We start from the raw sequence: 21,761 nt of genomic DNA, 5'->3' as shown, positions 1-21,761 counted from the left end.
GTGAATTTGGGAATATTAGCTGTAGATACTTAATTCAGTAACTATAGAACGGAAATATGAACCAAAATGAATATATTTTGCAGTTACCTCATATAAATATAAAAAATAGAGAGTTACTTCCTGAAAATTCAGGAATATACTACGTACTAGATGAACAATTTATAGTTTGGTATGTAGGGCAGGCAAAAAATTTACGTAGTCGTTGGGCAGGTGATAGCCATCACAGACTGTATCAGCTACAGAAACAGCGAAAGAAACAGTTTGTCATATACTATGAGTTAGTAGCTGAATCACATCTCAATGCTATGGAACGACAGCGCATTGAGGAGTACAACCCGCAACTGAACGGAACTAAAATTAAAACAAAGAAACTACATCCAACAGAAACGCTATTACGGGAAACACTAACTATCCTTGCACCATACAGTTTTGTACTAGGTGTGGAACCTCCACGAAAACAAGACCTTAAACTGATTGAGGATTCTATATCTTGGCGAGATGATTGGAGGGTTCAGAAAGCTGTATTGCCCCTGAATGTAATACACGTCTGTCTAAATTTAAAAGAGTTAGAAGAATTTGCAAAAGATTGGCGGTCTGTTAATCGTTTCTTAAAACAAGTTTTCAAGCAACGCACTAACTATTCAGATAACTGGGCTTGCAAAGGTAAAATAAAATATGAAGAATCCGGTGTATTTTTTTTGAGAAGACTATTAGTGAATGGCTTTGCTATCGAAATATACAGAGTCGCAAAAGAAGCTTTAGAACATATTCAAGGTTATGAGTTGACTCAATTAGCTGGAGTTGATATGAGGGTTGTCAATGAACGCTCTCTAGTTGTACTCAAAAACAAATGCCTGCTAAGTGTTACAGGAATTTATATGTCTTCTGAGAACCAATACCATGTATACGAGCAAGTTCGTCGCAAGGCAATAGAACGATTATCTCCATATAAGAAGGATATGATTAAATTGCTATTTAATGAAGACATAGACATTAGCAAACTTAAAATTTTCTTAATAGAACATAAGACCAAAGAGGAAAGCAATATAAATCCTACTGATAGGCTAAAAAACCTGATTATCAAAAAAGAGTATTTAAAAAAATTATTAATAGAACGTGGTCTTGATTTAGATTCTTATCAGGTTAACAAGTATTTGGAGTCTATACCAATAGATAATAACTACGTAGACAGCATAAAAGATAAAAGGATGACTATCTTCGTCAAAACATTTTTGGGTAATCTCAAAGAACCAATCAGCTACAGCATTCTTAAGCTAGCGAACGGTGGAACAACGACAGTTGGTAGAGGTAATTTCATACATGGAGCAAAAGGTAATACATTACAAGGCTCTCTTTATAAAGAAGTTTATTTAGCAGCCACAGTAGATCGAGTATTTTGGTTATTACTAGAATCCTGTTTATCAGATTTCACCAAAGTAAGGCTCAACGAAGAAGAAGGATACATAAGTAAAGCATATATATCTGCTAGGAAATTTCTAGTACCTGCTATGGTTACTGTCACCTTACATGGGAAGTGGAGAGCAGATATTCCATTTGGGCCTAAAGATGATATGTCATACAGCGAAGTTGTAGACATTATCAAAAGTCGCTTACAGGAAAGTGGAATACCTAAACTCAGGTTTTCATTCAAATCTGAGTCTTCACGCACTTAGCTACTATAGGACTTACGAACAGGTAACGGAAAATGATGCGTAAGTCCTGTACTAGCATCTCGCTATGAAATAACTTTGACAGCAAGAGTAAACGCAATTTTAAGAATTATAGCTATTTAAAATCGCCGTTTGAATATTTTAAAAGTGCGATCGCACTAGCAAACAGAAAAAATATATTAAATATTTAACCCATAGTGGTATTTACACATTCACATTTTCATGTATATAGGTTGTTAATTTGTATATTATGAACAATAACTAATAACGTTATTTTAGGGCAAAAATAAACTAATTTGCTTATTTCGCTTGATAGAGTTAATTCAACCTTAAGAATGCAAAATATAAGTTAGATAGCTAAAAAGTAAATTATCAACTGTTAATTTATGCAAAAGATTTATGGCAACAATATTATCCCGAAGCTGTGTTTATATCAGCAACTGAGCGCTTGGGTTTAGAGACTTTAAAAATGCGATCGCTACAACTAATTGACGAACCCGTTAAAGCGATTGCAGTGCCACAAAATTCATACTAAGCAAAGGAAATTATATGATACCGACCATCATTGTTCACGGTGGGGCAAAAACCATCACAGATGATAAAGTTGCAGCCAACAATGCAGGCTGTACAGCAGCAGCAGAAGCTGGTTGGGCAGTGCTAATCAGTGGAGGTACAGCCGCAGAAGCTGTTGAAGCAGCTATTCGAGTTCTAGAAGCTGACCAGACATTTAACGCTGGTCTTGGTGCAACTCTCAACAGCGACGGAGAGGTGGAGTTAGACGCGGCGATAATGGAAGGCTCATTAAGTTGGGGAGCGATCGCAGCAGCTCAGGGCATCCGTCATCCCATCTCAGTGGCACGGAAGGTTATGGATGACAAACCCAGGCTACTAGTGGCGCGAGGCGCAGAACGCTTTGCTGTAGACTGCAAAGCCGAAATGTGTAACAAAGATGATTTAATAGCTGATGAACAGTGGCAGGAGTGGAAAGAAGATCAAAAAGTTATTGATCGCCCCAACACTGTAGGTTGTGTGGCTTTGGATGCTAGCGGCATCCTAGCTGCTGGCACTTCAACTGGTGGTACTACTAAGCAACAACAAGGTCGCGTCGGTGACACTGCGCTTGTTGGCTGTGGCTTGTACGCTGATAATAAAATCGGCGGTTGCTCAACAACAGGTGATGGCGAGTCAATTATCCCCGTTGTTTTGGCTAAAACTGCGATCGATTTTTTGAGTGGAGACAGACATCCTGAAGAAGCAGCACAGATGGCAATTGACACTTTAGTTTCTAAAGTTAAAGGTGAAGCCGGGTGCATTCTCATAGACCGTCAAGGACGCGTTGGTTGGGCGTATAACTCATCACACATGGCTTGCGCTTATATGACCGAAGGACAAGACAAGGTAGCTTTCTTTACTAAGAAATAACTCATATAGCAATCCGATTTGATTTCTGAACTTCTTTGTGTAGGCAGAAAGTAGGGAGTAATACCAATTCACAATGGGCTAACGCCCCGCTCCGCTAACGCAATTAAAAAAATTAGATACAGCAATGCTTTCAAGGTTTGCATCTGTATCAAATTTTTCGTGAAATGGTATAAGGACTTGTACTGAGCGTATCGCTAAAGCGAAAGCTCCGCTAACGCATAGCGTCTCGCAGAGAAGCCGAAGTAGTAGGGAGTAGGGAATCAGCCTTTTCGAGTTGAGGGCGAGTTATTTTAAAAATAAAATAGGAGTCCTATACCAATTCGTAATGGGCTACGCTAAGGTAATGCGTAGTTAATGAAGCTAAATTACATCTGAGTTTTCAAGTTTGAATATATAGCCTTGTTTTTCCAAGTTCGTGTTATATAATCTTTGCCAAATTACCCATAATAAAAGAACCCCACCCCCAACCCCTCCCCGCCTGCGGGGAACTCGGGGCCCCCTCTGGGGATTAGGGGCAGGGAGACAAAGCATAGCTTTGGCGGGGTGGGTTTGAGCGTATTATGCTTAATTGCCCGAACATCATATTGGAAACTTATTTAATATAAACAAACGCATCCCTTTGTGGATGCGGTTTCTCGGAGGATTAGATGTCAAAATACGACTTTCATTATTTTCAAGGGAGTACTCTTTCTGATCTGTTTGCTCAAGATATCACAGATGGATCTTATGGGTTTATTTTAAATTACCCTGCAACTGCTAGTTGGGCTGCTTATCCCAACCGGAACAAATATTTTATTCAAGATGGTAGTAGTGAAGCCACTAAAACCTCCTTTGACAAGATTTGTCAGAAGGAACCTTGGAAGATTCTGGCTGTATTAGGCGATCGCATTCCCGGAATTGTGATTATTCCACCACCAATATCGCTAATTGGCTACTGGCAAGAGCATTTCGGCTTCAGCCACTCCAATACATCGATGATGGATTGCTCGACTTATCTAGATGATCTCAGCCACAGCGAACGCTTTGATAAACTCATTAGTCTATTTCCCTTTGATCGCCTCAAACCTGAAAAACACGCTGTTGATCCAGACACTCATTACCGCTTACTCAGCAAAGTAACCCTAGCCGAATTGGGAGTGCAATGCCCAAAATACAAGAGCTACAATCTACACCAAGTTAATCTTGAAGACATTCAATTACCAGAATTTCCCTACTTAATTAAAACGTCCCACGGACTTTCAGGAGAAGGCACTTATATCATCAAAAGTCCCAGCGATTTGAACTATTGTCTTGAAGAGATTAGGAAATATCTGAATATTAAGTTGCTCGATACGATTATTGTCTCGGAGTTTGTCAAGAACGAGGTGCAAAATTACTGCGTACAGTTCTATGTCAACAAGCTAGGAGAGATAACCCTAATCGGCACTACCGGCCAACTCGTCACTCCAGAAGGTAACTATTTAGGCGGACTGATTGACTACCGCAACACTGACATGAGCAAGTTCTTTGAGATGATTGCTAACGTTGGTCAGTATGCTCACAAACAGGGTTATTTTGGCGTGATTGGCTTTGATGTGCTGGAAGACAAAGACGGACAATTGTATGCGATCGATGCCAATTTCCGAGTCAATGGCTCAACTCCGTTGTGCTTACAGCGTAATACCCTAATGGGATTGGGAAAAGGAGTAGCTAAATATTCCAGTGACTACCGCATGGAAGGAACATTAGACTCAATTTTAGCCACCTTAAAACCAGAACTAGATCGCAAGGATTTAATCATTTTGTCGGCTTTAGAGAAAATTAAATACGGAAAAATCAACACTGATATTTATGCGATCGTTACTGGAGAAAATATCGAGGAAATGCAGCATATCGAGCGTAAATTACAGAATAAAGGTTTACAATGGCTCCCTTAAACAGCACTACTAAGGTGAAAAAACAGAATTATTTGATGAACTTAATGAGGCAGGTAATAAAAGGCAAACCCTGCCCCTATTAATAGTTAACAACTTATTCTTTTACTTCAATCAGATTAGGTGACGGTTTGATGGGAAACAGGACTCGCATTAGCTGACTCACTGGTACTGAGCGCGGTTCTTGAACAAAAGCCAAAAACACAAGTGCAGCTATTCGTAGTAAGCCTGAGAGAACAAACAGCCCCAGCAAACCTTCGATAAAAGGTAGAGTTGTTAGAAAGCTACCAACAGTGATACCCATTGCTCCAGTTATACCAGCAACTGCACCTGCGATCGCAAAATAACTCGACTGATAACGCACTGGTGATATTTCCATCATCAGATTATTAGTACACAAATCAATTGCCGCCCACGTCCCACCAGTTAGTATATGTAATAAAGGTAGCCAGATCCAAAAAGACATTTGATCGCTTCCGACTCCTAGCCACAACAGAGGTGTCACCGCCACCAAGACTCCCACCAATAGCAGTAGCGGACGATTCCCAATTCGGTCGGCCAGTTTCCCCCATAAAAGCAGTATTAACATGTTCGCACCAGTTCCTAAACCGTGATAAATCGTTACCACACTAATATCTATATTCAGGTTATCCAGCATATAGAGGTTAAAGAAAGGAGCGCTAATGTTAACAGCAAAGCACCAAACACTCAAGTAAAGTACAAACTTGCAAAAATTAGCATCTTTGAGAAAGCTAAAATCTATACCATGAGATTGAGGTTGGGATGTATCTGAACCTGTGGCTGTTAAAAGCTGCGGATTTACATCAGTCATCCAGAACTGACACATTTGACTGATTAGCCCTAGCAAAATTCCTAAAACCAACATTGCACCATAGCCTTGAACTGTTCCACCAGGCCAAACCGATACTGCTAAACCTAGCAAAGGCACACCAACAAGGTTAGTTAAGCCGACAAGACTATTGCGAAAGCCGAAATATCGCCCCCGCAACCGTTGAGGTACTAACACAGCTGACCACCCAAGCCAAGGCGCACGACCGAAAGCTTCAATAATATTACTTAGCAAGATAATTGCCAAAGTCAACTGTACTACTTGGTATCCAGCAAGATGAGATGAAGTAACCAAGACAATCGCCGGCAGAAGAATCAACCACACCAACCGCGATGGAATGAAAATACACAGAAAATACCAGCGAAAGCTGGTACTTCGGTTTACCAAATATGCTCCCAGTGGTTGCAGCAGATTTACCATCTGAGGGATAGCGGCGAGCAAACCAATTTCTACTGGCCCAGCACCTAACTCTAGCAAGAAATTACTGAGCAACGCGCCGCCGATGACACTATAAAAAATCGTAGCAAAGACACTCTCATAAGTTAGTGCTGTAAGGCTTTTACGAATTTCTAGCTTAGAAATTTTCAAAAACAGTTTCGGAGTTGGAAAAAGTACCGTCTCTGTTAATGCTCTATCTTCTGAGACTTCTTGAATGGGGACAGGGGGAAGAGAGCTAGCTTCTACTGAAATATCATCTTCTTGGGACTGAACCATATTATCTGATCAATATTTAAAGAGTTAAATTGTTATAACTACTATTAGCCACAATTAGTAAAACTTATATAATATTTCATCAATAAGCTTTAACGTATTGCAATCCCTTGCCTGGGCAAAAGACTAGAGTGTGTTTTCAAACTACTCGTTTGCCTTCTAAATTTTTAGATGTCCATAAATTCACGCCACTTGCTGGGGAAACCGCAAGATAGAACTGACTTTCCTTAAAAAAGCTTCATTGGAGTCTCTTAAAATCCCCCAATTTATCGGGGGTTTGGGGGATATAATAATTCAAAAACGCGCCCTAGTTCATAGTAAGTATTGACTATAGGCTGCTTTTGCAGAAAAACAGGCGTCATATAGCAGCACTCAGGCTTCTAATCAAAAAAGCCAATTAATTGACATAAATTTAATTTTATGTATACAGATTTCGCTAAAAGCTTCCTTCTTATATATATATTTTTAGCAGTTAATTAATATTTTGTGGGGATAGAATAATCGATACTCGCTAAATTCACTCTTAAGAATTAATACCTTTGTAAAGGTAACTTAAAATTTAGCTGGCACTAGTACACATAGACAGAAATAATACTGAATTTATATAATCAATAGTTAGGATCGGGGGTTAAATTGAACTTCTATGAGTAATTTTACTAGATGACATGGAGATAGGATTTCCACCCCAACGCTGTTTGTTTATTCAACCTGTTAACAGCGATACTAAATAACTAATATGTAACCAATTGTATAAGCCTTGAGGAAATTATTTACTAGAAATTTCTATCGTGAGGTATCATTGCTCATCTTACAGAATGTGCAAGGATGGGCTATGCGCCGCCGGAGGCGATCGCAACATCAATAAAAAACTTTTTTATGGCACAGACGGAAATTAACGATATATCGACAGATAGCTCCTTAGTCGATCCAGAAAAAGACTTACTAGGACATGCAAACTTTGCCAAGTATCTAGCGGAAAGTATTTGCAGAATGACCTATCCTGAAGGTTTCGTTATTGCAGTTTACGGTTCTTGGAACTCTGGCAAATCTACATTATTAAACTTTGTAGTTCACTATCTTCAACAAAAGCCAGAGAAGGAGAAACCAATCATCGTTCCTTTTAATCCTTGGTTATTCTCTGGACACCAAAATATTACAAGGCGCTTTTTTGACCAATTAAAAAACGCTTTAAGCCAACAGTCATCTGTACCAAAAAGTTTGAGGGAGAGAGTAGCCGATTTTGCCGCCGTTATTTCAGACATTCCTCTACCTTATGCTCAAACTGGCAAGGCATTAGCAGCATTATTGGACGATAAGGATAAAGAAGCTGGCGAATTAAAAGAAGAAGTAGAAGACACCTTAGCACAGCAGCAACGGCGAATAGTCGTAACAATAGACGATATTGATCGGTTGTCTGCGGAAGATATCAAGCAGTTATTTCGTATTATTAAAGCAATGCGAAATTTTACTAATCTTGTCTATCTTCTTGTTTTTAATAAAGAAGTTGTAATGAGAACAATTGCAGATACTAAAGAAATATCTGAAGAAGCATACTTAGAACAGATTATTCAAGTTAGTTTTGAGTTACCTAATCCTGATAAAACTTCACTTCGTCGGCTGCTTTTTGAAAAACTAGATAATATATTTTCTCAAACACCAAAACAAAAAATAAACCAAACTCGCTGGGGTGATATTTACTTTCAAGGAATAGAACACTTTATTACTAACATCCGCGATATTACTCGTTTTATTAATACTTTAACAGTGACCTATCCAGCAGTAAAAGATGAAGTAAATCCTGTTGATTTCCTTGCTATTGAGTCTTTGCGAGTCTTTTGCCCAAAAATTTATAGTACAATCCATCAAAATCCTCATATTTTTGTAGGAGAGGTAAACTTTTCGATAGACGAACTCAAAAATCTTCTGAATACCTGGATTGCTCAACTGCGAGATGAAGACAAGCAGCCTATTAAAAACCTGCTAATGCACCTTTTTCCTAAGTTGAAATTCATTTTGGGTAATACTTCTTTAGATGAAAAGCAAGAGTTAGAATGGCGCGAACAGCTACGTATATGTAGTTTAGAAATATTTCCTATTTACTTTCGTCTGTCGTTATCAGCAGGTGAATTGTCTAATATTCAGATAAAAATTATCCTTGGTTTGGTTGAAAATACAGAGAAGTTTAGAAGTTATTTGATAGAACTTACTAGACAAAAACTTCCAAACGGCACAACGCAAGCCAGAGTGTTTATAGAACAGCTAGAAAATTCCACTGAAGAAATTCCTGTAAATTACATCCCTTCAGTTGTAGAAGCTTTGTTTGATGTCAGTGAGCAATTATTATCTCAAGATGATGAATCTCATAGCATTCTTGCTTTTAGCAATGAAGTTATTATTAGTCGTTGTATCTCACAACTCTTGCGTCAAATTAATGAAACATCACGGTTTGAGTTGCTAAAAAAATTAATTACCCAAGGAAAAGCCTTACCAATAATTAATCATGAAATTGCAATATTAAAAGAGCAACAAAGTCAATATGGTACAGATAAATCTAACTATGATGAAAAATGGCTTGTGAATGCACAGCATCTCAAAAAACTGGAAGAAATGACTGCCAGCATAGAGGTAAAAACTGATACTAACTATAAATAATTTTAAGAAGAAGTCAGAATTCAGGAGCCAGAATAAAGACGCTACTCGAAAATACTCGCTACCGCTCCGCTATCGATGACTTGTTAACGCTACGCTATCAGTCGGAGATTCAGACCTGCGACTAATTGAAAACCACCAAATCTACGATTTTATGGGGGTTTTAAACCCGGTAATTCAGACGCTTTTTCGGTTAAAATTCATTCTGAATTCTGACTCCTGACTCCTGAATTCTGTTTGAGAAAAACACTACTACTAGATATATAAATATTCTATAACCTACGAAAGATTTAGATATCTTCAGCACTTTCTAATATCGGGGAATATACTTTAATCCCCCCATTGCACTCATGGAATCGTATGACGTTGTAATTATTGGCGCTGGTCATAATGGCTTAGTTTGTGCTGGCTACCTTTTGAAAGCTGGTTACAGCGTCCTATTATTAGAAGGGCGATCGCTTTATTATGCTTAATTAATTATAGGAATCGTATTTGATTTTTGAAATTATCTCCGTGAGCGGGGAGTGGGGAGTAGGGAATAGGGAATTATGCTTTTAATTTGTACCGAGCTTTTTCATAAATCAAACATTAGTCCTATATATTTAATCCTGTTGAATTAGATTCAATACAGTTCACTTAAGCAATTTTTTCTCTCTCTTTCTTCTCTCTGCATCCTCTGTGCCTTAGCGGTAGCCTGCGGCAAGCCGTACCCTTCGGGAAGCAAGCTACGCGTAGCGTCTCGTAGAGAAGCGTCTACGTTAAAAAATTGACTTGGATAACAAAGTTTTAACCTTAACTGAACCGTATTGGAATTAGATTAAGGTTATATTTTTATAGAAAGCTTTGTTTATTTCTAAAGAATGATTTATTGCTAAAAACTTTATTGTAAAGTAATATTACGTAAATTAATTTGCTTTGAGTTTAACTAAAACTATGCTTATTAGTGCAAAATCAATCATTTAAGCAAAAGCAATTTATTACAGAAGCTAGAAATAATTGATTTAAAATTCAAAGTTGTTTCATTATTTTTAAATTCCAAACTCCCTAAAGTTATGAGAAGTATGGAAGAAGCTTATATTCTCTCAGCAGTACGCACGCGACTTAGTAAATTTGGAGATGTCTTAGCAGATTTGTCTTCAGTAGTTATTGAACGATGCGTTAAACCAGTTTTTTGCTTGTCTACCTGTGACAGGGGATTGGGAAACAATTCTTTTAATCCCGAATCCCTATCTTTTTAAGGAGTAAGATTTATGAAATTAAAGCCAATCAATCAGCAGGTTGTTTCGGTCGTTGGAGCTTCCAGTGGTATCGGACGGATCGCAGCTCTTGAGTTTGCTAGACGTGGGGCAAAAGTGGTAGTTTCCGCTCGTGGTGAGTCAAAGCTAAAGTCTTTGGTGGAAGAGATTCGCAGCTTTGGCGGCGAGGCAACTTATTGCGTGGCTGATGTAGAAGTATTTGAGCAAGTTAAGGCGATCGCAGATAAAACTGTGGAAGTCTACGGGCGACTCGATACATGGGTACATGTCCCCGCTATTGGCATCTTTGCAACTTTCGACAATACAACACCAGAAGAGTTTAAGCATGTTATTGATGTCGATCTTATGGGACAGGTGTATGGTGCAATGGCGGCCCTACCACATCTAAAGCGTGAGGGTAAGGGAGCATTAATCCATGTCTCTTCAATGGAAGGTAGGCGATCGCTCCCCTACCAAAGTGCTTACTCGTCAGCCAAGCATGGAGTCGAGGGCTTTATTGAAGCGATGCGTGTTGAGTTGCAACATGAAAAATGGCCTATTAGCGTCACAAGTGTGAAGCCAGCAGTGATCAACACCCCCTTCTGGAACAATGGCCGGACGAAATTAGGCGTAAAGCCTGCCGGGATACCACCTTACTACGAGCCTAAGCTTGTAGCTGATGCTATCCTCTATACAGCCGAACATCCAACTCGTGACTACTTGGTTGGGGATGTAGCTAAAATATTAGATTTGGTACAGCGCATTTCCCCATCATTAGTAGATTCACTGTTATTGCTCGTCGGCTTCAAGTTACAGCATAGTTCCGAGCCGAAGTCTGAAGATGCACCAAATAATTTTTATCAACCTGTTGCTGAAGACGACAGAGTTAACGGAGATTATGGTCACTTAGTTATACCTAGTCTTTCCGACTGGCTAGAAAAAAATCCGTTTCTTCAGTGGGGTGCGATCGCTGGTACAGCAGCATTAGCGTTTCTAGTAGCTCAAGTAATCAAAGAGCAAGGATAAAGGGGCTTCCAATCAAAAAAAGATCCCATACTTTGATGGCAGGGGAGCAGGGGGGAGGGTTATTGTTGAGTAATTAATTCTTCTCTCAAGAACAGCTTCTCTTCTTCCCTTGCCAGTATTGAGGATCAAGCTTTAGCAGAACGAAGTACACTAATAAAGTTTTGAGCATAATTCTGCGTTGAGAAATCGAGGGCGCGTTGTCTGGCAGCTACTCCGGCACTTTGGGCAAATTCTTGCTCGTCAAGATAACGGAGAATTGCGATCGCTAACTTCTCTGCATCACCGTAAGGTGTTAATAATCCATTCATGCCATCGGTAATAATCTCCGTCGGGCCGCCAGCATCACCAGCAATCACAGGTTTACCCAACGCCATCGCCTCAATAATCACAATCCCAAACGGCTCTTTATCCGATGCGTGAACGAATACATCCATCGCCTGTACCCACTCTGGGATATTACGCTGTAAACCAGCCATAATTACTTGCTCTTTCAAGCCCAAGGCGGCGATTTCGGCTTTTAAAAAATCCTCATAATCTGGTTCTAAATCGTGCTTACCGCCAACTACTACACAATGAGCATCAGGATACTTCTGTAAAATTTTTGGCATTGCTTGCACCAATACGTGCATTCCCTTCCATCGTTGCAATCGTCCAACAATTCCAATCAATGGCCCGTGTAAAGGTAAGCCCAGCTTTCGCCGTGCTTCTTCTGGAGACGGCAAAGCATTAGGCTCAAATCGGTCTAATGCGACACCAGGATAAACTAATGGTGTTGGTCTGTGCGGCCAAATCTCTGCCTGTGCTTGCTTACCATCTTGGGAGAGAGTGATAATTGCACGGGCTGGGATTAAAGTAGCGATTCGTACTAGCCAAGTTTTATCGCTAGGTACTTCTAGCTGATACCATACAGCAGGCAAGCCCGCCAGCATTGCTGCTAAACCTCCAGATATATGCGTGATCCACATCCAATTGACAATTATATCTGCACGTTCGCGGCGGGCGATCGCAGCTATCCGAAAAACGGCGGCAACAAAACGGTGGATTTGGCGTAAACGTCCACTTTCTACAACTCGCGCATCAATGCCAAGGGACTTTACTTGCTCAACCATCGGGCCGTCTTCTAAAAATATCACCAGCCACTCGACACCGACATTACGTCCCTGTTGCACCAAATCCCAAAGCATCATTTCACCGCCACCTCGTTGCTCGGCAAGTGGCATTACAATAATTGCTTTCATAATATATCAGTCCTATTTAAGTTGTAAGATTTTGTTTTTTAACTAACGGCAAAAAATAATTTGTATCCAGTCAAATGTTTTCGGATTTATTCATAATTCTTTTGATGTTGATAATACTTGTGTCCTGCCATAGCCATAGCTAAAAATCCCCAAAGAATCATCCCTGCCACACTTAACATGCCACTACCGATAATTAGCTGTGTGGAAGAACTGATACCGATAGCGCGGGCAGCACTAATAAAACTATCGAAACGACCTTCACCATAACTGCTGACACTGATAATTAAAAAAATTAATCCACCCATATAAAAGATGGCTCCAAACCAACCAAGGGTGAAAAACATATCTAAAATGCCACTATCAATTACCACTACTTCAATTTGTCCAGTTTTTTCGTTAACTTTCCAAATATTTCCTAAGCCATTACCTAGACCATTAGAAAGGGCTAAACCAAGGTTTTTATCGTAACTTCCCGATCTATCTTTAAAACTGTTATCTTCTTCAAGATTAGAAAAAGTTTGTAAACGAGCTGCTACAACCCCAGCAATTGGTTCAATGGTTGTCAATGGCACAACACAAATTGCCATCACCGCAATTATGATGATTAAGCGCATTTGAATCCGGGTTTTGACTGAACCCACGATCATAATTATTCCTAATAACCAGCCTCCCCAATTAGTACGTGCTTGTGTCAACAGGAAGGACAAGTAACCAACAACTGAAGCAGGAAAAATTAAGTTTCCTGAACTGGTAAATAACAACAGCAACCCAGCTTGCATAACGGAACCAAAGGGGCCGACTGAGTGCAATGTACTCCAGACGCGCATCCCGAAAGGTACAGGATTTCCAGAACTCATGAATAGTTTTGATTGGATGAGCCAGTACCTATCCCATTCAGGAGCCACGACGAATTGATATACGCCATACGCTCCTAAAATTAACACAGACCAAAGAAATGTTCGTTGAATATTCTGGCGATAGCTGGGATAATCTCGCCAGTTGATAAATAAGTGAAAAGCGAAAATGATCGGACTGAGCCAATCCATCAACCCGCGTGCTACAGGGATTGGTGGATTATAAATTAGACCGATTAAAAAGCCATAGAAGACTCCGATAAAAGCTAAAACAAACGGCAATCCCCCTTGACGTGAAGCGCGGGGAAAGTGTCGGAAGAATGTTGCAATAGTGACAAATACTACTAAGTATGGTGCGATGAGCATCTGACGGGTAGCGTCCCAGCCCACCCGATAGTCAACCAAACGGGTAGCTAAGGGCGTGAGAAACCAGATCCACCAAGTAAAGCTGATGTAGAGAATGGGATGCCGCAAGTATAAAAATATGGCTACTATCAAAGCCATCACCGGATAAATTAGGCGTAATGCGGCAGTAGCACCAGCAAAATAGCAAACTACAGTTAGTAATATAAAGCCTGCGATCGCCATCCAACCCTGTTGCGATCGCTCTTCGGGAGAATAGCTTTCTTGTAAAAAACTATTGAAAAGTATCTGTCTATAATTCATTCAATTTTAGATTTTAGATTTACACATAAAAAATCCCAAATGAAATAATTAGTCTGCAATGACCAATGACAAATGACTAATGACCAATGACAAATTGTTTATATCCTTGCCAACGTCCACGCCAAGATGCCAGCAATTTTTTCCCTGCCAACTGCCCTTGGCTAGGTAAAAATCTCAGCCATTGGACGAAACCCAAGCTATCGCATGTACCCACAAATACTGCCCAGAATAAAAATATAATCCGGCGGATAAATGGCAAATGCTCTAATAAAACTAAGGTTTCATTATGGACTAAATTAATAAAGGCAATTTCATTAAAATTATTTCGCTGGTCTTCATCAAAACGTTGTGCCGGATAGTGATCTACAGCAACATTAGGATCGTAAATTATCTTCCAACCTGCCCGTTTTAATGTCAGAGTGAATGCCATTTCAAAATGTACCTGCGCTCCAGTACCGCGCATCCGCTCGTCAAAGCGTAGTTGTCCGATTGCTTGGGTACGAAAACTCATGTTTACGCCCTTGAGAATATCAACTTCGCGAGGTTCTCCTACTCCCAGGTGATGGTTGCCAATCACTCGGCCAAACCATTGCAACTGTCCCACTACTGGGCGGGATTCGTCTTCTAGTTTGCTGCCGTGGTATATCCAATCACGCCCTCCCAGTCCGCCGAGGTGGCTATCACAGGTAAAGTAAGCGGCGATGCGCTCTAACCAATCTGGGTGAGGTGCAGCATCATCATCAGTAATGGAAACAATATCACCCTCCACTGCTGCTAGTCCGGCGTTGAGGGCTGCTACTACTCCCGGTTGTGTGACTTTCACAGTATGCAATGGCAGATTGGGCGCGTTTAATTGTGCTAGAAATTCCCAAGTTTCTGCATCCGTGTCACGGACAACTACTATCACCTGATCAACCGGTTTAGTTTGCTCCTGTAGCGCCAAAAGGCAGCGTGATAGGTCTTGTGGACGGCGATAAGTCGGTATCAGAACGGTGTTCCGCATTCTTGCTTAACTCCTCGAATAGATCCACATAAGTTTGTGCCATAGTAGTCCAGCTATGTTTTTCTGCCACAGAACGAGCTGCTTTGCCCATTTGCTGTATCAACGGGATATCGCTCACCAAGGACATCAACGCCACAGCCAAAGCATCAATATCATCTGAGTCGGATAAGACGATGCCACATTCTGGTGTCACCAACTCTCCGCCCCCGGTGGCTGTGGCAGTAATTACAGGCAGTCCTGAAGAAAGTGCTTCTAACAATACGAGACTACAAGCTTCGTATCGGGAAGGAAAAACAAATAAATCTACTGCTTGCATAATTTGGGGGATATCACGGCGAAATCCCACAAAATGCACGCGATCGCTTAACCCCAAAGATGCTGCTAATTCTGGGAAAGGGCTACCTTGTGTGTGTCCTACCACCACCAAATGTAAATCGGGAACTTTCGCCAACGCGTGCAACACCGTATCTAAGTTCTTTCTGGGTGTGCGGATATCTCCGGCGAACAATGCTAAGGTGACATTCTCCGTTAAACCTAATTTTTGGCGATGCCTACGGCGGGCTACGCCTACACTTGGGCCAGGGGCAAACTCTTCTAAATCAACGCCATTGATAATTACACGAATCCGAGAACGCGGCACACCAATGTTAATTAATTCCTGTGCTACCTTTTCGGAGACAGCCACCACAACCTGGGCTTTTTGGAAAGCCTGTTTTTCCCAACGCGCATTAAAAGCCGTAAACAGCCATTGGTACAAACCATATAAGTCTCGACGGTTGCGGGAAATATGAACAGGCGATCGCAACCATGAACTATGGACAAAATGTACAGCATTTACATCAGCCGCAGCCAGATTAATTGCGCCATTGACTTTAACTAAATCAATTTCAAAGCGATGTTGACGTAACCAATCTGCACTTTTTTGGGCAAATATCAAATTGCGAACAAATTCTGTCGGATAGCCTTTGACTGGAATTTTAATCCAATTAACTTGACTATTCTCTTCTAGTTCTGGTGCGACTTCACTAGCCAATAATGTCAGTTGATGACCACGACAAATTGCTTCTTGAGCTACTTCGTAGTTTACTCGCCCCTGACCATCTCCTTTTTTGATTTTATGAGTAACAATACAAAATTTCATACACTACCTTGCTTGGTAAAATAAGCGAAAACAAAGACGCAAAGTAAAAAGATTTTTATTACCTCTGTTCCCTCTGCGTCTCTGCGGTTCGTTAAAAGAATAGACCCCCCTTATAAAGGGGGGAAACTTGAAATCTTGCCCCCTCCCCTTCACAAGGGGAGGGTTGGGGAGGGGTAATTCAAGGATTTTTGCAAGAGGTCTAATCTAGAATTTAGACACTATTCCTCTATCATTTAGAGATTTCTATTAATTTTTCTGCGAAAAAACGCGGAGTAAAACTAAGAGTTAGTGCAGCCACAGTTCGCACATCAAATTTTTGTTGATTCAACGCCTGCCAAAAATATGGACGTGCTGCGGCTATCTGTTCACTTCGTAGCAAACCAATTCCCAAAGTTGTATTAGCTTCTAACCATTTTTGTTGAAAGTAACTTTTAAATTGCTGTAACTGAGCGTCTTTCATAAAGACTTGATAACAAAACATTTCGCTTTTAGCTTTGCGGATTTTTGCTTGCATATCTCGACTACCACTGAGCATAGTATCAGTTTGCTCATGGGCGCGATATCGCGTCAATCTTTCTGGATAATAGTAAGCACCGTAACCAGATATACAACAGAGATAAGTTAAATATAAATCCCACATTCCGCCAACTTCTGAGGGCATACTATCCCAATCGATAATATTATTACGAATCACACAAGATGCAGCAGTGGGTATGCTTTTATCTACCAATCCAATTTTGTAAAAAGGTTGATGAATTCCTTTTGCTAGTTTGTCTCGCTTATAACCGCGTGTATTTTCTTCAGTTCCAGCATGATTAATTATGCTATTAGCATCTATAATATATTGGTCACAAAAAGCGAGAATTAATTCAGAATTTGCTTCTAGAGGTGGTACTAGCTTTGCTAAAAAATCTTCATTCCAGATATCATCATCATGGAGGCTAGCAACATATTTACCTCGCGCTATCTTGAAGCCATGCTGCTGATTAGCAAGCATACCTACATTTTGCTGATGTCGCCAAAATATTATACGTGAATCACCAAAAGATTCCACAAGTGCTTGAGGATTTTCTGGGCTACAATTATCAGAAACAATAATTTCGATATTTTGATAAGTTTGTTTAACAGCGCTAGCGATCGCTTGCTTAAGATACTCTGGTCTATTATAGGTGGGGATAATAACGCTAACCAAAGGCTGTTGGGATTCTTGAGACAATGACATAGTTTTTTCCTTTATATTTCGTAGTTAAAATATGGACAATTTGATATACAAAACCTAAGCTTATTTCACTTGAGAAATGCTATACACTTTTTTGGCTCTAAAAGGAAATTCAGCTATTGTTTTTGCATAAATTGTTTGAAGATTATTCACATGAGCATTCATGGTAAATTCTCTCATTAATAAAGCATGACCTTGTTCTCCCATGTATCGGCTTTTTTCATAATCTCCATACAAATTATGAATCGCATCAGCCAGTTTTTTGATATCATTACCTGGAACAAGAATACCTGTTTCTCCATCTCGTAAATGTTCTGGAATCCCTCCGACTGCACTACCAATTACAGGTCGATAACGAGAGTATGCTTCTAGAGTTACAAGACCCGCAGGTTCAGGCCAAACGCTAGGAAAGATGACTGCAAAACATTGTTCGTAAAGGTTATTTAATGTGTTGCGATCGCACCAACCATGCCAAGTAATTCGGTTACTTAATCCGAGTGTATTTGCTAACCTTTCTAAGCGTGGTCGTTCCCAGCCTTCACCTGCAATATCAAGTTTGATTTGCGGATTTGTATGTATTAAGGTTTTGAGTAACCATTCTAAACCTTTATCAGAAACAATGCGACCAACAAACAAAATTCTATGATTTTGATGGATATCTAAACTCAAAGGTGCAACGGTTATTTTTGGTATAGAAATACCACAATGTAACGTTACAATCTTCTCAGAGTTTACACCGTTTTTAATCAACTCTTGACGCACGTATTCGCTATTAGCAACAAAAGTAATTTTTACCTTTTTTAAGACATCTAATAGCTGATGAGTATTTTGCAGTTCTTTAAGAGTTCTTAAAGGTCTACGACTACCACATTTGTCTGCTAATTTACCCCAGGTACAACCTAAGTAAGAGAAATTGCGATCGCAGATTTTTCCTTGTCCAGCTAAATACTTTGTGCCGCTAGGACAGTACAATGAGTGATTATGAACGCTGAAAACCGTAGGACACTCGCCTGTAAGCTGCAAAAGTAAATCTGGGCTGTGGAGGTGCAGCAGCTTAAACTGGCTTTGGTCAACATTCTTAAGCGATTTTATCACGCGATCGCTAACTTCAGGTGGTCGATGTTCAAATAGAGAGGCTAAATAAGTTTCAACACCTCCGCCCTCGCCTACATCGAAATTGGAGCATTGATAAATTAGGTCTTCTTCAAAAATACCTCTGTCCAACTGTTCATCACTTCGCTTGGCATCATTGATTGAGTTAAGCATTAACCACCATGTTTTACGTTATTACTAACTGTGTTTGTCATCTAAATAGAGGCTTAAGTTCATCAAAATTATATGCCAACATTAAACCAAAGCTTGTGTCTAACATCACTCACATAATGCCTGAGAGCAATGTTTTTACTTGCAGATTTATCTGGATAAATGAACTGATCTTCTACATTGAGAACATATTTATTTGAGCATATAGGTTTACCATGATTGTGATGCATTGTCAAATGAACAATTGTTTGTTCCGTAAAATAAGTAGGAGCTTCTTGGAGATTTGCTAAACGTTCGATAGCAAAACTCCAGTCAAATTCATGCCTAAAGAATATAAATCCACCATTTACTGGATTTAGTTTTTCAGAATCATCATAAATAATTCGCTCATCTAGTGACATAGAACAATCAGGTAGATAAAGAGAATATTTATCGTCCGATTTACTCAAATCAATTAAATCAATACCGCCGGGGAAAAATAAAATATCTGAATCAGTGTAAATCGTAGCTCCATTAACCGGAATTGACATTAATGCTGACAACTTTTTGCCAAGTGGATGCAGTTGGGCATAATCATGAACACATTGAGGTAAATCTGTTCTCAGGAAGTTTTGTAAAAGTATTACCTTAACGCAGGGATGGATACGGCGGAGTAAATTACAACTAGACTCAGTGTAACTACCATCAGAAACTACAGTGAATATATCTGGAATGCCAACATTACGAATGAATGAGCGAATACTTGCTACTTGTTCTGGTAAATCACGTTCACATGAGAAAGCATAGACACTTACCGGAACTTGTCGAGTTTGTTTTATCGGAATACTGACAATCTGAGAAAGGGCTGCTTTATATAAGGAACGATTAAATCTACCCTGAATTTTAGCAGTATGATAGCCTATGTTTACCATTTATTTTTCCTAGTTATATAAATAATTTAGTAGTGAAATTAATTCGTAATTTGCCAATTACAAATTACGTAGCTTGCTTCTCGCCGGAGGCGAGTATTACGAATTACGAATTATAGTATTGCATCTGGTGATATTCCCAAAGCTTGCCTTTACGTCCTAGTAATTCTTGATATTTACCCTGTTCTACAATCCGTCCTGCTTCCAAAACTACAACTTTATCGGCTTTAGCAATAGTAGAAAGACGGTGAGCGATCGCAATTACTGTTCTACCCACAGATAGCTTTTCTAATGAATCTTGAATTAAGCGCTCTGATACAGAATCTAAAGCACTAGTCGCTTCATCCAAAATCAAAATTTCTGGGTTCCTTAGTAGCGCCCGTGCGATAGCAATTCGCTGTCTTTGTCCTCCAGATAATCTAACACCCCGATCTCCCAATTGGGTATTAAAACCTTCAGGCATTTCTAAAATAAATTCCAGCGCATTGGCTAATTTAGCAGCTTCTTGAATTTGCTCATTAGTAGCTTGTGGAGTACCATAAGCAATATTTTGCCAAACATCAGTATTGAAGATAAAAGTATCCTGACTGACTACAGCTATTTGACGACGAAGAGAGTTAATTTCAAACAGTCTTATATCAACTTCATCGATATAAACATTTCCCTCTGTAGCATTATAAAAGCGAGGAATTAAATCAGCAAGAGTTGTTTTACCAGCACCAGAGGCTCCGACTAATGCAGTCATTTTCCCCTTTTCAATGGTTAAGGTAACATTATGCAACACTATATTTTTGTCATCGTAGCCAAAATCTACAGATACTAAATTTATTGCCCTTTCTAAAGCTTTAAACTGAAGTGTTCCATTCTGAAAATAATTTTTATCATCACTTTTGAGCAAATTTTTAATATTGTCTGCCGAACCATGTAGAGTATTGAGAAATGCTCTAGTACCATTAATATCTTGAACAAACGGGATGAAGCGAAATAGGACAAAGAAAAATGTTAGCAAAGAAGCAACTTGTAGCGTTCCATTACTAACCAGGCTAGTGAATGCCAAAATAATCATTCCCACCAATACCGTAGTAGCTACTCCTTCGGCAATTGGTTTGACAAGTGTCCAAGTGAATACAACTTTAGTTGTAGTACTTACTACCTTGTCACTGGCTTTATAATAACGCTGGCGCTCAAATTCTTGAGTACCACAGGAATGAACTGTGCGAATGCCATTAATAAATTCTATGGCTGTTGATGTAAAATTAGCATTAGCAGTTGTCATGCCAAAACTTGATTCTCTGACTCTGGCATTCAGATTAGATAAACCTACACCTAAAAGTGTAAATAGCAATGCTGAAATTACAGTCAGTTGCCATGATATCAAAAACATTGAAATCAAGTAGACAAGAGTTGTGATTCCTCTAGTTATTAAAAATGCTGCGCCACTGAAACCCTGTCTTATCCTCTCAATTTCTGTGGTTATTGTGTTAATTAGTTCGCCAGAACGAGTTTTGGCAAAGTAACTTAACGATAATGATTGTAACTGTTCAAAAATTTGTTTGCGTAAGCGATCGCCAAAATGCAGTTGAGATAATTCAGTATATACTTGTCCAAAATAATTGAAGGCAACACGTAACCAAGTACTCAATAAAATCAGCGAAGATATTCGGTACAGACGATTAATCGCCGATGAATTAGCTCCCAATACGAAATTATCGAACCATTCTATTCCTGTTTGGACAGGTTGAGCGTTGGGACTAGTTAAGCTTTGCAAAAAAGAAAGTAAAAAACCAATACTGACACCTTCAAAAGTTGCCGCCAGAACTGAGAATATCAAAGCTAAAATTACAATCTTACGAAAGTGCTTAAATTCTCGCAATAGCAAATAGTTGTCCTGCCAAAAGCTGGAAGCTTTAAGTAGACTACGAAGTTTTTGAGGAAATTGGAAATGCATGGATTTTATAATAGTTTGGCAAGGTAGATAGACCGCTATAGTGTT

14 protein-coding genes and 1 pseudogene are annotated in these 21,761 nt (G+C 39.6%); 6 read left to right on the top strand and 9 right to left on the bottom strand.

Annotated features, from left to right (window positions below; translation table 11 throughout):
- Positions 1 to 56 precede the first annotated feature (56 nt).
- The 3 genes from RMY00_RS10515 to RMY00_RS10505 all read left to right on the top strand — a co-directional run bounded on the left by RMY00_RS10515 (position 57) and on the right by RMY00_RS10505 (position 5,008).
- A complete protein-coding gene (locus RMY00_RS10515) occupies positions 57 to 1,673 on the top strand; it encodes a hypothetical protein (RefSeq protein WP_322647486.1) in 1,617 nt (538 codons plus the stop codon).
- A 546-nt stretch (positions 1,674 to 2,219) separates the two neighbouring features.
- The gene (locus RMY00_RS10510; protein ID WP_322647485.1) at positions 2,220 to 3,092 is read left to right on the top strand and encodes an isoaspartyl peptidase/L-asparaginase family protein; all 873 of its coding nucleotides are present in this window, start codon (positions 2,220 to 2,222) and stop codon (positions 3,090 to 3,092) included.
- Between the two features lie 647 nt (positions 3,093 to 3,739).
- Positions 3,740 to 5,008, top strand: a complete 1,269-nt coding sequence (locus RMY00_RS10505; protein WP_322647484.1) for an ATP-grasp domain-containing protein — start codon at positions 3,740 to 3,742, stop codon at positions 5,006 to 5,008.
- Positions 5,009 to 5,102: 94 nt separating this feature from the next.
- On the opposite strand, the gene RMY00_RS10500 is transcribed toward RMY00_RS10505, so the two are convergent.
- A complete protein-coding gene (locus RMY00_RS10500; RefSeq protein ID WP_322647483.1) occupies positions 5,103 to 6,569 on the bottom strand; it encodes an MFS transporter in 1,467 nt (488 codons plus the stop codon).
- 822 nt (positions 6,570 to 7,391) lie between these two features.
- Between RMY00_RS10500 and RMY00_RS10495 the strand changes: the two genes are divergently transcribed.
- The 3 genes and pseudogenes from RMY00_RS10495 (at position 7,392) to RMY00_RS10485 (ending at position 11,476) form a co-directional block, all read left to right on the top strand.
- Positions 7,392 to 9,218, top strand: coding sequence for a KAP family NTPase (locus RMY00_RS10495; protein WP_322647482.1), 1,827 nt, complete (start codon positions 7,392 to 7,394; stop codon positions 9,216 to 9,218).
- 347 nt (positions 9,219 to 9,565) lie between these two features.
- Positions 9,566 to 9,676: pseudogene (locus tag RMY00_RS10490) on the top strand (FAD-dependent oxidoreductase); the annotation flags it as partial.
- A 789-nt stretch (positions 9,677 to 10,465) separates the two neighbouring features.
- A complete protein-coding gene (locus RMY00_RS10485; RefSeq protein WP_322647481.1) occupies positions 10,466 to 11,476 on the top strand; it encodes an SDR family oxidoreductase in 1,011 nt (336 codons plus the stop codon).
- 125 nt (positions 11,477 to 11,601) lie between these two features.
- Here RMY00_RS10485 and RMY00_RS10480 read toward each other — a convergent pair whose 3' ends face one another.
- The 8 genes from RMY00_RS10480 to hepA all read right to left on the bottom strand — a co-directional run bounded on the left by RMY00_RS10480 (position 11,602) and on the right by hepA (position 21,716).
- A complete protein-coding gene (locus RMY00_RS10480; protein ID WP_322647480.1) occupies positions 11,602 to 12,714 on the bottom strand; it encodes a glycosyltransferase family 4 protein in 1,113 nt (370 codons plus the stop codon).
- An 86-nt stretch (positions 12,715 to 12,800) separates the two neighbouring features.
- A complete protein-coding gene (locus RMY00_RS10475) occupies positions 12,801 to 14,234 on the bottom strand; it encodes an O-antigen ligase domain-containing protein (protein ID WP_322647479.1) in 1,434 nt (477 codons plus the stop codon).
- Positions 14,235 to 14,310: 76 nt separating this feature from the next.
- Positions 14,311 to 15,237 (bottom strand): glycosyltransferase family 2 protein, encoded by a 927-nt coding sequence (locus tag RMY00_RS10470; protein WP_322647478.1) that lies wholly within the window; start codon positions 15,235 to 15,237, stop codon positions 14,311 to 14,313.
- Positions 15,155 to 16,378 carry a glycosyltransferase family 4 protein gene (locus RMY00_RS10465; RefSeq protein ID WP_322647477.1) on the bottom strand — a complete coding sequence of 408 codons (1,224 nt, stop codon included), beginning with the start codon at positions 16,376 to 16,378 and terminating at the stop codon, positions 15,155 to 15,157. Before RMY00_RS10465 ends, RMY00_RS10470 begins: the two co-directional genes overlap by 83 nt.
- Before the next feature lie 229 nt (positions 16,379 to 16,607).
- Entirely contained in the window at positions 16,608 to 17,600 is a 993-nt protein-coding gene (locus tag RMY00_RS10460; protein ID WP_322647476.1) for a glycosyltransferase family 2 protein, read from the bottom strand.
- Positions 17,601 to 17,660: 60 nt separating this feature from the next.
- Positions 17,661 to 18,863: a glycosyltransferase family 4 protein gene (locus RMY00_RS10455; RefSeq protein ID WP_322647475.1), complete on the bottom strand. Its 1,203-nt coding sequence runs from the start codon at positions 18,861 to 18,863 to the stop codon at positions 17,661 to 17,663.
- Between the two features lie 68 nt (positions 18,864 to 18,931).
- Positions 18,932 to 19,771, bottom strand: a complete 840-nt coding sequence (locus tag RMY00_RS10450) for a hypothetical protein (protein WP_322647474.1) — start codon at positions 19,769 to 19,771, stop codon at positions 18,932 to 18,934.
- A gap of 103 nt (positions 19,772 to 19,874) precedes the next feature.
- The gene (hepA, locus tag RMY00_RS10445) at positions 19,875 to 21,716 is read right to left on the bottom strand and encodes a heterocyst formation ABC transporter subunit HepA (protein WP_322647473.1); all 1,842 of its coding nucleotides are present in this window, start codon (positions 21,714 to 21,716) and stop codon (positions 19,875 to 19,877) included.
- Positions 21,717 to 21,761 lie beyond the last annotated feature (45 nt).

The sequence above is a fragment of the Nostoc sp. ChiVER01 genome, assembly GCF_034531155.1.
GTDB lineage: Bacteria > Cyanobacteriota > Cyanobacteriia > Cyanobacteriales > Nostocaceae > Nostoc.
Note: the sequence above shows the minus strand (reverse complement) of the source record. Positions and strands in the feature narration are given on the sequence as shown.

Bases quoted from the DNA above. Each gene is read 5' to 3' on its own strand.
- RMY00_RS10515 (WP_322647486.1), top strand. From the start codon at position 57: ATGAACCAAAATGAATATATTTTGCAGTTACCTCATATAAATATAAAA.
- RMY00_RS10510 (WP_322647485.1), top strand. From the start codon at position 2,220: ATGATACCGACCATCATTGTTCACGGTGGGGCAAAAACCATCACAGAT.
- RMY00_RS10505 (WP_322647484.1), top strand. From the start codon at position 3,740: ATGTCAAAATACGACTTTCATTATTTTCAAGGGAGTACTCTTTCTGAT.
- RMY00_RS10500 (WP_322647483.1), bottom strand. From the start codon at position 6,569: ATGGTTCAGTCCCAAGAAGATGATATTTCAGTAGAAGCTAGCTCTCTT.
- RMY00_RS10495 (WP_322647482.1), top strand. From the start codon at position 7,392: ATGGGCTATGCGCCGCCGGAGGCGATCGCAACATCAATAAAAAACTTT.
- RMY00_RS10485 (WP_322647481.1), top strand. From the start codon at position 10,466: ATGAAATTAAAGCCAATCAATCAGCAGGTTGTTTCGGTCGTTGGAGCT.
- RMY00_RS10480 (WP_322647480.1), bottom strand. From the start codon at position 12,714: ATGAAAGCAATTATTGTAATGCCACTTGCCGAGCAACGAGGTGGCGGT.
- RMY00_RS10475 (WP_322647479.1), bottom strand. From the start codon at position 14,234: ATGAATTATAGACAGATACTTTTCAATAGTTTTTTACAAGAAAGCTAT.
- RMY00_RS10470 (WP_322647478.1), bottom strand. From the start codon at position 15,237: ATGCGGAACACCGTTCTGATACCGACTTATCGCCGTCCACAAGACCTA.
- RMY00_RS10465 (WP_322647477.1), bottom strand. From the start codon at position 16,378: ATGAAATTTTGTATTGTTACTCATAAAATCAAAAAAGGAGATGGTCAG.
- RMY00_RS10460 (WP_322647476.1), bottom strand. From the start codon at position 17,600: ATGTCATTGTCTCAAGAATCCCAACAGCCTTTGGTTAGCGTTATTATC.
- RMY00_RS10455 (WP_322647475.1), bottom strand. From the start codon at position 18,863: ATGCTTAACTCAATCAATGATGCCAAGCGAAGTGATGAACAGTTGGAC.
- RMY00_RS10450 (WP_322647474.1), bottom strand. From the start codon at position 19,771: ATGGTAAACATAGGCTATCATACTGCTAAAATTCAGGGTAGATTTAAT.
- hepA (WP_322647473.1), bottom strand. From the start codon at position 21,716: ATGCATTTCCAATTTCCTCAAAAACTTCGTAGTCTACTTAAAGCTTCC.